The organism is Phyllobacterium sp. 21LDTY02-6 (assembly GCF_023554255.2).
Lineage (GTDB): Bacteria > Pseudomonadota > Alphaproteobacteria > Rhizobiales > Rhizobiaceae > Phyllobacterium.
In genome coordinates this window covers 83,976-98,240 of sequence record NZ_JAMJWD020000006.1, presented here as the reverse complement: position 1 = coordinate 98,240, position 14,265 = coordinate 83,976, and the positions used below count along the sequence as shown (strand labels likewise).

Here is a 14,265-nt window from a genome sequence, read left to right as displayed (position 1 = left end):
ACGGCAACCCCCGTCACCGGTGCTGACCTTTTAAGGATTAGTAAACCCGGCGTGACGCCACCGTGACATTGTTAAATGTTTATACATCCGATTGTCCTTCGACTGCCAATCTAGATAGAATTATACTGTTTCAGGCCCATCCGGGTCATCGTCCCAATTCATTAGCCGGGATTATGCTGCCGCTGGCCGCCGGCAACGGGTCGCCGCGAGCGCGCCTCATAAGTGTCTGGTAGCTTGGCTTTATTCGCCCGTACCGCGTCCGATTCGCCCGTTCTTACTGGTTTCTGCCGGAGCTAAGTACAATTGGTAGCTTAACGAGGCCGGTTTTCGGCCCTAGGTTCACGTCTCGGCTTGGCGTGCAGTAGGTAAGCCGGATCATCACGAGCATCAGTACCATCATTGTTACCTTGTGCGAGATTCATCGTCTCGCACATTGCAGGCCGATGCTTGTCGGAACTTAACACGGCAGAGCGCGCAGATAATCTCGTTTGAAATGCATAGAGATTTGCCGCTTTGATCTTTTCGGAGGAATTAACATGAGTGGCAATAAGAATTACCAGCTCCCCGGCTTCGACCCGTCCGCCTCGGCCAGTGCCGACGCCGACGCATTCGCCGCTGCGCTGGCGCTTCAGTTGCAGGGACAGGGTCAAGGCCAGGGACAGGGCCAAGGGCAGGATCAGGGCCAAGGGCAGGGACAAGGTCAGGGCCAAGGCCAGGATCAGGGTCAGGGGCAGGGCCAGGAGCAGTCGTCCAGTTCCGAAAACCTCAACCTCAATGGCAATGGCAACCTCAATGGGAACGGCAACCTCAATGCCAATTCCAACGAGAGCTACAACGGCAATGAGAACTTCAATTCGAACAGCTCGACGACCGACGTCACGGTTGATGTAACTGTCGATCTCGGCATCGAAGGCTATTCGCCCGACGACAATGACTTCGCCGATCTCGATCTGACCGGCAACAGCTTCGACAATATCTTCCTGACCGACTCCGGCAGCATCACGTTCGATCCGGGCAATGATGTGAATTTCTCCAATGTGCTCAATGGCGCATTGACCGGTGCCGGCAATGATACGGGTTTCGCGCTCAATCAGGTCGTGGACCTCGTCGACAATGATGCGCTTTCGGGCGTTTCGCAGAACAACACCGGCAGCGTCACGCTAGGTGCAGCTGGTGGCAACGCGTCGGCGGGCGATGGTATCGGCCTCGGTGACGGCGGTTGGGGCGGTCTTACGAGCAGCTTCTTCGGTGGCGGTGCCGGTGGTTCCGACATCACGGCAGGCGATGATGTCAATGGTTCGAGTGCAGCCAGCGCCGAAGCCAACATCAACTCCTCGGCATTCACCCAGGAAATCGTTCTCGGTGCCAATCTGCAGCAGAACGCCTTCGAAGGTACCGTCATCAACGGCTCGTATACCAGCACTTCCGTAGGCGACACCGATCAGGTCTAGCCTTTCCAACGAGTATCACCCTGCGCGGAGCTTCCGCGCAGGGTGCGTCATGAACCGCGTTGGAACTACATCCGCGAACGGCGGGAGCTACCAGAATGCTGGGATTTGGTGATCATATTTCGGAATCGATCACGCACTTTATGGGTTATTTCCACACATCCATCGAAGCGGTGAAACTGCGACTGGACTATCGTGAATTCAAGGTTGCTCCGAATGCGGAGCCTGAACTCAACCCCTTGCTCGTCGTCGAGACCAATCCTGAACAATACGTCGCTCCGGCCAGTTCGCAGGCGAGCGTAAAATACCTCCCCACGCCGTGGGCACCGACGGCCGACCAGATGATGACCTCCGTTTCATACGACACCCTGGAACTCGAGCTGCACGGGCAGAAATTTCATCATTTGAAGGGGAATGTCGGCGTTGGCGGCGGATCGCGTGCGGTGGATCAAGACAGCGGTCCCCATTTCGGCCTTCCGCCTTCCGAGACCGCGGTCGTCCTGCAACAGACGAGCCATCTCGAAGACAATGACATCATCATCATGGGCAATCACGTTCCGGTCGACCTGAACTGGGGCGATGACGCCGCGTTCACGAGCCTGACGGGACTGGCTTTCTCCGTGAGCGAGCCTTTCGACGCAGCCAGCAGCCTGGACTCGGTCGCCGACATACCGCAATTCTTTGCGAACCAGATGTCCGCCATGCAGGGTTTCGCGGCGCCTGCCATTGCCGGCGCCGATATCTCCGTCGTGTCCGCCGACCATATCGAAGGCACATATGTCAACGGTTCCGCCGAACTCGCCAACCTGAGGCTCGAGGACTATCTGCCACAGCCGACCGAGGCTGCAACGGATGGCCAAATTACTGCTGGCGCCGAGGGAGCGACGATCAAAGGGACGGAAATCGACGATTCGGTCACCTTGAAGGCCGGCGGCAATCTGATGGTCAATCAGGTGTCGCTGCAAAGCCTGGATTCGGTCGGCGCTCACTTCGCGGTTGCCGGCAATTATTATGACATCAGCGCGATCGTCCAGGTCAACGCCTATAGCGACAGCGATGTGTTCGAGGGGGGATTTGCCGGGCTTGGCGCCGCGCCATCGACACAGGCGATGAACATTGCCAGCTTCCTCTATGAATCGGCCCAGGGCCAGAACGCAACAATACCTGGCGAGGCGCCGACATTCCCGCAGAATTGGCAGATCAGCGTCGTCACGGGCGACCTCCTGCAGATGAACTGGATCTCGCAATATAGTTTCATGTCCGACAATGACGTGCATGTGCTCTCGGCAACCGGCGCCTACACCACCATCGTGACCGGTTCCAACGGCTCCATGAATAGCGCGTCCTTCGCGGACCTGTGCAAGTCATACGACCTCGTCATGATCGGCGGGAACTATTATGACGGCAATTTCATATTCCAGACCAACATACTGTTCGACAACGACAAATTCACTACGGGCGGCGCGGCGGGGGAATATAGCGGCGGCCTGTCATCGAGCGGCAACCTGTTGTGGAATTCCGCCAGCATCGCCAATACGGGCGGGGCTAACTGGGTGAACGGCCTGCCCCAGCATTATGCCGATGCCTTCAGCCAATTGGCCGGCGGGAACTACACGATGCCGTCGGGCTTCGGCGCTGACGCGGCGCTCCAGGGCATAGAGGGCCTCCGGGTTCTTTACATCAGTGGCAATGTCTACGACCTGAATTATATCAAGCAGGTCAATGTCTTGGGCGATGCCGATTATGTTGCGCATTACGAGGATGCTTTGCTGAACGGGTCGGACGGAACGGAATGGGACATCAGCACCGGATCCAATGCGTTGATCAACATCGCGTCCATTGAAGACATGGACGCGAATGGAGGAGGTACGTCCTATGCGGGTGGAGGCGTCTATTCCGACGCGATCCTGATCCAGGCCGACATCATCGCGCCAGCGCCTGCGCAGAACGGGCAACAGCCGCTCGCCAACGAACTGGTGGCATTCCTGGACGATGATGCGCCCGGCCATGCGGCCGCGGATCATGGTCCCGCCGTCGACATACCCGACACCGGTCCTGCCGTGGACGTGATGCAGACTGTACTCGCCTGATAAAAACAAGAATGCGTGGAGGAGCGCGAGGCGAATGAACCAATACACCACGACCGGCCTGTCCGGGGCATTGCCTCGTCATGGCGACGAAGCGGAGCTCAGCCGGTTGACGTTTGAAAGCCTGCTGGACGAAATGGAGGCGCAGATCCGCCGGCTGTCCGGCGAGGACGCGGAAACCGCGACGGCCAATCCGGTTGAAGCAGCCCCGGTTGCGCCGATTGCCGAGGGGCGTCAGCAGCCGGTAGAGGAATTCGGCAAGGTCATCGAAGGTGATCGTGGTCCTGTTCCCGCCAAGGAAAGCAGCAATGTCAAGCCGATCACCAGCGGCGAAAACTTCCATAAGCGCGTCGCCGCGGTAAGTTTCGCCGACAGTTTTCGCAACGGCGTCAATGCGGTGCGGCGAAACCTCATCATCACCATGGGTTTCACCTTCTTCCTGAATATCCTCGTCCTGGCGATCCCTATCTACCTGTTCCAGATATCGGACCGCGTGTTGACGAGCCGGTCGACCGATACGCTGGTGATGCTTACCGTCGTCATCGTCGGGGCCGTCATCGTTCAGGTCGTGCTGGATGCGGTTCGGCGCTTCATTCTGATGCGCACGGCGGTGGAGGTCGCGGTGCAATTGGGAGCGCCCATTTTGAGCGCCGCCGCCCGTGCATCGCTGCATGGCAATGGCAAGGACTACCAGATACTCGGCGATCTGCAGCAGTTGCGATCGTTCCTCACATCGGGAACACTCCTATCATTCTTCGACGCGCCGATCGCGCCGATCTTCCTGCTGGCAGTGTTCCTGGTTCATCCTCATCTCGGATTCATCGTCGTCGCCTCGTCGCTGCTGCTGATCGCGATCGCCTTCCTCAACCAGCGCGCCACGGCCGCTTCCTTTGCCGAGGCCACCAGCTACCAGAGCCGGGCCATGCTGCACCTCGACTCGATGTCGCGGAACTCGCAGATCATCAATGCGCTGGCGATGATACCCGAAGCGGTGAAGATCTGGGGCCGCGACATGGCAGGTTCGCTGCGATCACAGGTCAAGGCACAGGACCGGAACATTATCTTCGCCACCATTTCCAAATGCGTGCGGCTGCTTACACAGGTCGCGATGCTCGGATGGGGCGCGCATCTGGCCATTGACGGGCAGCTTACGGGCGGCATGGTCATCGCAGCCTCGATCATCGCCGGCCGTGCGCTTGCGCCTATCGAGGGCGCGATCGAAGGCTGGAACAGTTTCATCCAGTTCCGCTCCGCCTTCGGCAGGATTCGCAACCTGCTGCAGACCTCGCCATTGAACTTCGAGCGGCTTCGCTTGCCGGCTCCCCAGGGCCGGCTGGATGTCGAGCGGATCCTTTACGTTCCGCCACCCAACAAGAAAGTCATCCTGAACGGTATCTCCTTCACGCTGATGCCAGGAGAATCGATGGCCGTCATCGGCAATTCCGGCGCGGGCAAGACGACGCTGGGCAAGATGCTCGTCGGGTCCATCCTGCCGACTTCGGGCAGTGTGCGCCTCGATCTCATGGACCTGCGAAATTGGGACCAGCGCCAGTTCGGCGAGAATATCGGCTACCTGCCGCAGGACGTGCAGCTGTTTCCGGGCACGATCAAGGCCAATATCGCGCGGATGCGGGAGGACGCCACCGATCAGTCGATTTATGAGGCGGCGGTTCTTGCCGACGTGCATGAACTGATCTCCAGTTTCCCGCAGGGCTATGAGACGGTGGTCGCTGCCGATGGGGCGCCATTGTCCGGTGGGCAGAAGCAGCGCATCGCTCTCGCCCGCGCCTTCTTCGGCAACCCGACGCTGGTCGTCCTGGATGAGCCGAATTCCAATCTCGACCAAAAGGGCGATCAGGCGCTGACGAAGGCGCTCTATCACGCCCGCAACAACAAGATCACCGTCGTCACCATCACCCAGCGGCCGGCGCTGTTGAGCTGTGTCGACAAGATCATGGTGCTCAACAATGGCAGCGTGACCATGTTCGGCTCGCGCGAGAAGGTCCTGGAGGCACTGTCGAGGAAGAAGGCGCCGGCACCGGAAGCCTTCATCGAAGCAGCGGAATAGAACAAGAAAAGGGAGCGAACCGTGGCCGCGACGAACGCATTGAACGACCTCGAATGGTATGCGGGCGTGCCTCGCTCTATCAAGCCCTACAGCAAATTCGGCGCTGCGCTCGTCTTCGTGTGTTTTGGCGGGTTCGGGACATGGGCGGCCACCGCGCCGCTCGCCGCTGCCGTGATCGCGCCGGGAAGCTTCGTCGCCACCGGCAACAACAAGATCGTGCAGCATCTCGAGGGCGGCATCATAAGGGAGCTCCTCGTCAAGGAGGGTGACCAGGTCAGCGAGAACGATAATCTGGTGCGCCTGGACGAGACTGCGGCGAAGGCGAATGCACAACAGCTGTTCCTGCGCCAGGCACGGCTGGAGGCGATCCTCGCGCGGCTTCATGCGGTGGTGCGCGGCGACGAGCGCTATCAGCCGCCGAAGATAATCATGGACAATCTGACCAATCCCGATATTCGCGCGGTCAACGAGAGCCAGAGCGACAATTTCGCCAATGCCCACGCGAAATATGCGAACGAGCTACAGATGATGGAGCGGAACATCTCGGCGCTGGAGTTCCGGCGCGTCGGGCGGATGGCCCAGATCGACGCGACCGCGACGCAGGTCGAACTGCTCAAGGACGAGTTCAAGGCCAAGCAGTCGCTGTTCAAGAAGGGGCTCATGGCCCGTTCCGAGGTGAGCGTATTGCAGCGCGCCGTGGCCGATGGCGAGGGCACGATTGCACGCCTTTCGGCAGAAATTTCCGAAATCAACGCCCAGATCGAGAAGTTCCGCAAGGAAATCATCCAGACCAAGGATACCGAGAAGCAGGCCGCCCTCGATGAAATCCAGAGTGCGGAGGCCGAGCTCGATGCAGTGCGCGAACAAACCCGGCAGGCCGATAGCGTGCTCGACCGGACGTTGATCAAGGCGCCGGTGGCAGGCACTGTGGTGCGCCTGCATTACCACACGGCCGGCGGCGTCATCGAAACCGGCAAGCCGATCGTGGAGATCCTCCCCGCCGGCGTTCCTCTCATCATCGAAGCGCAGATACCGCGGATGCAGATCGATGAAGTCAAGCAGGGGCAGGAAGCCCACATCAGGTTGAGCGGCCTCAACCAAAGGACCACGCCGGTCATCAACGGCCGCGTCGACTACGTATCCGCCGACTCGATGACCGATAACGCGACCAAACAGGATGTCTATCTGGCGCGGGTCAGCATTCCGTCGGAGGAACTCGGCAGGATCAAGGGTTTTTCACCGACGCCAGGCATGCCTGCGGACATTCTCATCCAGACGCATGAACGGACTTTCTTCGAATATCTGGCGAAGCCGGTTCTCGACAGCATGTCCCGGGCCTTCCGCGAATCCTGAGCGGATCAATGCGCGCTGTGGCTCGTCAATTCCTTGCCGGGCAGCGCGATCTTGCGGGCCGGAGCGGCAGCCTTGGCAACTGGATAGGCGGCCGCAGCGGCTGCACCGGCCAGCACGTAGAACAGCATTCCAAGATCGAACACGGTTCCGACCAGCGCTGCCCCGACAAGATTGGCGGCGATCCCGCAACGGATGGCGCGGACGATATGGCGGGTCTGGCCGCCCGATGGGCGCAGGCTCCGCCTGAACAGCGTGGAAGCCACGAAGAATACGAAGCAGAGCGCGCCCGGCACCCCGACATTCGAGAGCAGCACGAATACATAGCTCGATGCGCGCGCGCCGCCGACGCCGACGCCGAGGCCGAAGCTTTCGACGAAGTTCGTCCATGCCACCTCGTTCCAGTATCCGCGTTCACGCCCCGACGCGCTGTCGAGCTTGCCGAACAGGCTCTCGTCGAAAAAGGCAGCGACGGCGTCGATGATCGTCGGTGACAGCACCGCGATCAACAGGAGCAGGGCGATCGCGCACATGCCGCCCATATAGATGAACAATTGCTTGCGCATGCGCCCGCCATTGAAGACCGGAGCGAAGGATTGCACCATCAATAGCGCCATGGTCGCCATGAGCCCCACATAGGCAGTTCCCGAGGTCGAAAGCAGCAGCAGGACCAGACTGGCCAGCGCGTAGAATCCGGAGCGGAGCGGCCTTACATTGTCGAGATAGAGGCTGGCGCTGATCGCAAAGAGGATCAGCGTGAACGTGGCGAAGGAAGAGGATTCAGGGAAGGTTCCCGAGATCCGCTTGAGGCCACCCATCTCGACAGCCGTCATCAGCGAATAATTGGCCGTGTGGATGAATTCCAGCAATTCGCCTGTGCCGGTCGCGAAGGTAGCGAGATCGAGAATGGCAAAAAGGACGTTCAGGCCGCAGAGGAAGAAGAAGGCGCCGAGGAAATGGTGAAAGGCCTGCTTGAGCCTGAAATAGGCGAACGAGGCGGCAAAGCAGACGACGCCGCCCAGGGCATAGACCGTCTGCGTCAAATGGGTGCTCGAGAAGGTAAGCGGATTGAGCACGATGCGGCTCAAGCCGCCGGGCAGTCTCTGCACCATCATGGTTTCCGTCACGCCGGCGAAGAGGCGCGGGAAAAAGATGGTGCTGATGATGCCATAGGTGATCAATAGCAGGAGCCAGAAGCCGCTGCTGGGCGCCAGAAGACTGCTGAGGAAGGGCGAAAGACCGGTGATGCGAAGCGTCCGCCAGGCAAAGAACACGAGGAACGCATTGGCGACGAGAATCGACGCGCCGCCGAGCGCAGGCAGGGTCAGTGCCGCCGCCGCGCCGAAAAGCGTGAGCGCCAGCATGCCGTAGAGCGCATACTTCCTGTGCATGAACTGGACGAGGATGCCGAACAGCAGCACACAGACGCCAAAGACATTGGTTGCCATGATCTAGTTCCGCCGCCTTGTCATCATTGGATTGCGGCTCCGGCCAGGGCGTTGCTCTGGATGAATTCCTGAACCGTCTTGAACGCGGGCTTCAACGCCCCCGGCCGCCATCCGCCCTTGCCGTCCGGATCGAGCTTGACGAGGCCCATGAATGCCTCGAAATCCGGAGCCCAATAGGTCTCGTCCATCAATTCGTAGATGTGGGCCGCCTGCACCGGATAGGATTTGCTCAGCTCCTGGAGCCGCGCCATTGCCTTCTTCAGGCCTTCCGCCTGCGCCTGCTCGCCCTCGACACTGCCTTTCGGATGGTTGAATTCGGTCACCCAGATAGGCTTGCCATAGGCGGCCAGCGCCTTGAAGGCCCATTCCGGGTCCTCGCCATAGGCATGCCATACGCTGATATCCCATTCGATCTTGTCTTGCTTCATCCGCTCGAACGCGCCGATGTGGCCCCAGCCGGCTGTGCCCATCGCAATCTTGTATTCGCCGCCCGCCGCCTTCATGCCCGCGATCAACCCACGCATCACGGCCGCGACTTTCTCCCAGCGCGGGCCGTAATAATCGAGCGGGTAGAGCCCGCCTGCCGGGCCCCATTCGCAGGGATATTGCGTGCCGTCGTCGCGCATCTCGCATGGCTGGATGATGGCGAAGCTCTCGAGTTCGTTGCCGAGTTCCCATACGGAGATCTTGTCTCCGAGCTGTGCCGCCGCCTGCATCGCAAGCCGTTTCGACACGGTGAAAATATCTTCCTTGGATGCTGACTTGAGATCGACGACCGGCGTGAGCACGGGAAGGATCGAAATGCCTTTCCGCGCTGCTGCATTGACGAGCATTTCAAGCTTCGGCAGTTGTTCGGGCGTCTGCAGGTCGACCCGGTAGGATTTGACGCCAAGCGCGGCCATCGTTTCTACCTGGAAGGTGAGCGTGACGCCATGATAGGAGGCAAGAGGATGGCCGTTGACGCCCCACATCATGCGCTCTTCCGCAAGCGCCGCCCTGCCGGGAAGAGCTGCCAGCAACAAGGTGCCGATTGCGAAAACCGCTTGCGTGAAACCCGGCATGGCGCTTCCTAATGATCGATGGTGGATATCGCCTCGACCAGTTGCGGGCCGAGATGAAGATAACGCGTCGTCTTCCGCTTGGCCGTTATATCGCGCCATACGCGCAGGACCTGCTCTTCCGAGAGGCCCGCAGCGACGGCGACGCTCGCGGCCGGCAGGGCATTATTGAGGCCGTAGAGGCACAGATCCATCTCGCGATAGGGCAGGGCGAAATAGAACTCCTCCTGCGTTTGCGCCAGCTGATAGGTATCGGTCGTCGGCGGCCGCGCCGTCACCTCTTCCGGCACCCCGAGATAGGCGGCCAACTGATAGACCTGCGATTTGTAGAGATGCGCGATCGGCTTGAGATCGGCCGCGCCGTCGCCATTCTTGACGAAGAATCCCTGGTCGTATTCGAGCAGGTTCGGCGTCCCGATGACGGCGTAGTTCAGGCGGTCGGCATGGTAATATTCGATCTGCTTGCGGGTACGCTGCTTCATGTTGGTGGCGGCGACGATGCCGAGATAGACTTCCGCCGGCATGCGGAGCTTCGCCGTCGTCCCGTCGGGCCGTTGCAGCACGAGCGATGAAATATTGTAGCCCTCGCCGGAAAGCGCATTGGCGATGACGATTTTCGACGCCCAGCCAGGCCCGAATTCGGGCTCGATGCGGCGGATAAAGGCGTCCCTGCGCTCATAGCAGCCCATTGCTTCCAGTTGCGGGCCGATATCCTCGATAATGCCTGGAAGCCCGAAAGCGTCGGCGACCTGTTGTCCGAGCCGCAGGCTTTCCGGGTCGGAATCGTTTTCCGGCATGAAAAGACAGAAGACGTTCCGGGGGCCGACGGCGCGTGCCGCCAATGCGGCGCAGACGCTTGAATCGACGCCGCCGGAAAGGCCGAGGACGAAACCGCGGCGCCGGAGCGGCGAGCGCAGCTGGCTCCTCATCGCGGCGACGATGCGCGCGACCTCGGCAGCCGGATCTATTTCCAGCGACAAAGGCAGGATGTCCGCGCCGGGCCTCGAGGAAATCTTGTTCATCATATTTGCTCCTGTGGCTCTGCCGCGAGCCTCCGACTTACCTTGCCCGTATCGGTCTTGGGCAGCCCAGACCTGAATTCCACCGATTTAGGCACCATGAAATCTTCGAGATTACGCGCGCAATGGCGAATGATGTCCTTGTCCGTCAGGGTTTCATCGCTCCGCACGACTATGGCGCGCACCGCCTGGCCAAGCACGGGATCAGGCACGCCGATCACCACCGCTTCGGCAATTCCGGCGCAGGCGTGAAGGACGTCTTCGACCTCCTTGGGCGCGACTTTCTCGCCGCGCGTCTTGATGATGTCGTCCTTGCGGCCGACGAAGAACAGGTAACCCTCGGGGTCCATCGTGAAGAGATCGCCCGTATGGAGCACCTTTTCCCAGGGGCTTGGACCGGGGCGCAGGGCGCGATCCGTCGCTTCCCTGTTTTCCCAATAGCCCTGCATGACATGCGGGCCGCGGATGACGAGCTCTCCAACGGTCCCCGGCGGTACGCGCTGGCCATCATCGTTCACGACGAAGGCCTCCGTGTTCGGAATGGCGATGCCAACGGAACCCGGGCGGATGTCGAGCTGCGACGGCGGCAGATAGGTGCAGCGCTTGCACTCGGTCAGCCCATACATCGAATAGAGGCGGGCGCCGGGAAAAAGCTCCCGGAGGCGGGCAATATGCGCCGGCGGCAGGGCCGCGGCGGTATTGGTGAGGTAGCGCAGGCCCGGCAGAAACCCCGGTTGAAGATCGCGCATCTGCAGGATGAGCGCCGCCATGGTAGGGACGATCGGAAAGCCGGTAACGCCCTCGCGACGCATGGTGTCGAATATGGCTTGCGGGAAACTGAAGGATTTTTCCAGCACCAGCGTTGCGCCTGCCCTGACCGTCATGAACAGCTGATAGAGCCCATAGTCGAAGGCCAGCGGCAGCACGTTGAGGATGATGTCGTCCTCGACATTCTCAACATAGGTCGTGATCGAGGTCGCCGCAGCTTCGATGTTGCGGTGGTTCATCATCACGCCCTTTGGCCGTCCGGTGGAGCCGGACGTATAGATCAGCATGGCGAGGTCCATGTCGATCCCCGCATGCGGCACCGGCACAGGCTCGACCTGAAGCGCATTGGCAAAGGACAACCGGTTCTGGCCGGCCATGTCGTCACGCGACCCGGAAACGATCAGCTCGCAAGCGGTATTCGTGCCTATTGCTTCACTGGCTATGCCGGCCAGCTTCTCCTGGGTGATGATTGCCCTCGCCCGGCAGTTCTCGATGATATAGGCGAGCTTGTCCGCCTTTGTGGATGGGTTGATGGGGCTGAAGACAGCCCCGGCCTTCATGACGGCATAGATGGAGACGGCAGCTTCCCAGCAATTGTTCATGAACACGAGAACACGGTCGCCGCGCATTATGCCCTGAGCCCAAAGCGCGGCGGCGAGACGATCCGTCAGATCGTCGAACTCGGCATAGCTCAGCCTCCGGGTGCCGGCGACCAGCATGGTCTTGTCGCCAAGGCGGCGGGCGGTCTGCCGCAGGATGTTCTCGATGCGCATTTGCCGGGCCTTTCCTCAAGCCACCGATTTCTGCGGTACAGCCTTGCTGGACACGAAACTGGCGATGCTCGCGATGGAATCGAGGTTGGAAGGTACGATGTCCGCATCGTCGATGGTGATGTGGAACGTGTCTTCAAGGAAGGTCACCAGTTCGAGAACCCCGGTCGAATCGATGACATCGCTCTCGATCAGCGACGTCGTCGCCTCAAGCGGGTGGCTGGTGTCGCCGAACAGGTAGTTCTCGACGATGAAATCTCTTATCTGTGCCTCGAGCGTCATGCTGAATATTCCTTTCATGCTGCGGCATAGTTGTTTTGATAGGATTGTTGGGCGAAGGCCTGTTGCCAGAGCTGCGTCGACAGAATGCCGACGAAAGCGCTGTCGTCGCGATGCCCCGGCGTGTCGTTGCGCACGCATTTTTCGAGGAGCTTGCCGACGGCGCCGGCGTTGAACAATCCGCCATCGTCGATCGCTTCCGGGCTCATCAGCTCGGCAACGTAACCGGGCAAGTGGCCACGGGTGAAGGACTGGCTGTCGGGCGCCCTGTAAGGCTGCTTCTGCCGGGCGGTGATCGTCTCGGGTATCAGCCCGCGCATGGCCTGCTTGAGGATGTGCTTCTCGTCGAGGCCATTCAGCTTGGCGCTGATCGGCAGCCTCGCTCCAAATTCGACGATCCGATGGTCGAGGAACGGGAAACGCCCCTCCACGCCATGGGCCATGGCCATGCGGTCGCTTTGGCAGCACAGGATATAACCGGGCAGCAACAGGCTGGTTTCGAGATATTGAGCCTGGTTCAGCGGATGCCAGCGCGCATAATCCGCAGGCAGTGTCGAAATCAGATCTTCCGTCGCGTCATAGCCATGAAGCGCCTGTTTCAGCTCAGGGGAAAAGAAAAGTTTCGTCGCCGCCGTGCCGCGGAATCTCGGGCGATGCGAATAGAGCGGATCGTTCAGATCATCCACGCTGACGCCGAAGAATGCCGCAAGATATTCCGGTTTCTGCTGCTGCAGCCCCGGCAGATACGGATAAAGCCGGCGGAACAGCTGCGGTCTCGTGCGGGAATGGGGCTGGCGGGCGCAGAAACGCCGGACCTTGGCTTCGCGGAACAGGTCGTAGCCGCCGAAAACCTCGTCGGCGCCCTCGCCGGTGAGGACGACCTTGTAGCCGTGCTCCTTGGTAAGCCTGGACAAGAGATAGAGCGGCGCTGGCGCCGTTCGCAGCACCGGCCGCTCCATATGTTCGACGACGGACGGGAATATATCGGCAATGTCGCTGCCGCTGCAGGTCAGCGATGAATGCTTCGTGCCGAGCGCCTCGACCATCTGGTTCTGAAAGATTGTTTCATCATGTTCCGCGGATTCGAACCCGATCGAAAATGTCCTCAGCCGATCCGGGATGACACGAGCGGCCAGGGCCGAAACCGCCGACGAATCCAGCCCCCCGGAAAGATAGGAGCCGACAGGTACATCGGCGCGCAGCCGAATTCTGGTAGCGTCGGTCAGAAGATGCCTGAGTTCCTCGGCCATATCGGCTTCGGATCGCGATTTGCCGTGGTCGCCGCCATGCGGATAGTCCAGCTGCCAATAGGATGACCGCTTGATGCCACGGTCATCGACGAGCATCAGATGGGCAGCCGGCAGTTCGTAAATGTCCTTGAACGCCGTTCGCGGCGGGATCGGCGCCCAGAGCGTGAATATCTGGTCGAGCGCATAGGGATCGATTTCGGACCGCACGCCTGGAACGGCCAGCAGCGCCTTTATCTCCGATGCGAAGAAGAAATTGCCGCCGTGGCACGTATAGAAGAGAGGGCGCACGCCCATCCGGTCCCGCGCCAGCATCATGCGGCGGCGCTTGTTGTCCCAAAGTGCGAAGGCGAAATCGCCATTGAGCAGCTTGACGCAATCCGGCCCCATCTCCTCGTAGAGATGAAGGATCACCTCCGTGTCGCTCGAGCTGCGGAAGCGGTGACCCTGCGCGATCAGGTCGTCGCGCAGTTCCACATAGTTGAACACTTCACCATTATACGAGATTACGAGGTTGCCATCCGCGCTCTGCATCGGCTGCTGGCCATCGGACAGGCCGACGATCGACAGGCGGACATGACCGAGCCCCGCATCCGTCATCGACTGGACGCCGCTTTCGTCGGGACCCCTGTAAGAAATCGCGTCGGTCATCCTGCGCAGGATGCGGGGGCCGTCTCCACCGATTTCCGTTCCACAATAGCCCGCGATCCCACACATTTTGAC

10 protein-coding genes are annotated in these 14,265 nt (G+C 60.4%); 4 read left to right on the top strand and 6 right to left on the bottom strand.

Features of this window, described 5'->3' with window-relative positions; genetic code table 11:
* The first annotated feature begins 536 nt into the window (after nucleotides 1-536).
* From M8997_RS19005 to M8997_RS18990, 4 genes are all read left to right on the top strand, one after another.
* A complete protein-coding gene (locus tag M8997_RS19005; protein ID WP_250019284.1) occupies nucleotides 537-1,451 on the top strand; it encodes a hypothetical protein in 915 nt (304 codons plus the stop codon).
* A 95-nt stretch (nucleotides 1,452-1,546) separates the two neighbouring features.
* Complete coding sequence (locus tag M8997_RS19000; protein ID WP_250019285.1) at nucleotides 1,547-3,538, top strand: hypothetical protein; 1,992 nt, start codon at nucleotides 1,547-1,549, stop codon at nucleotides 3,536-3,538.
* A gap of 34 nt (nucleotides 3,539-3,572) precedes the next feature.
* Nucleotides 3,573-5,603 (top strand): type I secretion system permease/ATPase, encoded by a 2,031-nt coding sequence (locus M8997_RS18995; protein ID WP_250019286.1) that lies wholly within the window; start codon nucleotides 3,573-3,575, stop codon nucleotides 5,601-5,603.
* 21 nt (nucleotides 5,604-5,624) lie between these two features.
* Nucleotides 5,625-6,956 carry an HlyD family type I secretion periplasmic adaptor subunit gene (locus tag M8997_RS18990; protein WP_250019287.1) on the top strand — a complete coding sequence of 444 codons (1,332 nt, stop codon included), beginning with the start codon at nucleotides 5,625-5,627 and terminating at the stop codon, nucleotides 6,954-6,956.
* Between the two features lie 5 nt (nucleotides 6,957-6,961).
* On the opposite strand, the gene M8997_RS18985 is transcribed toward M8997_RS18990, so the two are convergent.
* The 6 genes from M8997_RS18985 to asnB are packed head-to-tail and all read right to left on the bottom strand — an operon-like array spanning nucleotide 6,962 to nucleotide 14,259.
* The gene (locus tag M8997_RS18985; protein ID WP_250019288.1) at nucleotides 6,962-8,401 is read right to left on the bottom strand and encodes an O-antigen ligase family protein; all 1,440 of its coding nucleotides are present in this window, start codon (nucleotides 8,399-8,401) and stop codon (nucleotides 6,962-6,964) included.
* Between the two features lie 23 nt (nucleotides 8,402-8,424).
* The gene (locus M8997_RS18980) at nucleotides 8,425-9,462 is read right to left on the bottom strand and encodes a glycosyl hydrolase (RefSeq protein ID WP_250019289.1); all 1,038 of its coding nucleotides are present in this window, start codon (nucleotides 9,460-9,462) and stop codon (nucleotides 8,425-8,427) included.
* Nucleotides 9,463-9,470: 8 nt separating this feature from the next.
* Complete coding sequence (nadE, locus tag M8997_RS18975; protein WP_250019290.1) at nucleotides 9,471-10,481, bottom strand: NAD(+) synthase; 1,011 nt, start codon at nucleotides 10,479-10,481, stop codon at nucleotides 9,471-9,473.
* Entirely contained in the window at nucleotides 10,481-12,019 is a 1,539-nt protein-coding gene (locus M8997_RS18970; RefSeq protein ID WP_250019291.1) for a class I adenylate-forming enzyme family protein, read from the bottom strand. Before M8997_RS18970 ends, nadE begins: the two co-directional genes overlap by 1 nt.
* A gap of 15 nt (nucleotides 12,020-12,034) precedes the next feature.
* Nucleotides 12,035-12,298 (bottom strand): acyl carrier protein, encoded by a 264-nt coding sequence (locus tag M8997_RS18965; protein WP_250019292.1) that lies wholly within the window; start codon nucleotides 12,296-12,298, stop codon nucleotides 12,035-12,037.
* 14 nt (nucleotides 12,299-12,312) lie between these two features.
* Nucleotides 12,313-14,259, bottom strand: coding sequence for an asparagine synthase (glutamine-hydrolyzing) (asnB, locus tag M8997_RS18960; protein ID WP_250019293.1), 1,947 nt, complete (start codon nucleotides 14,257-14,259; stop codon nucleotides 12,313-12,315).
* Nucleotides 14,260-14,265 lie beyond the last annotated feature (6 nt).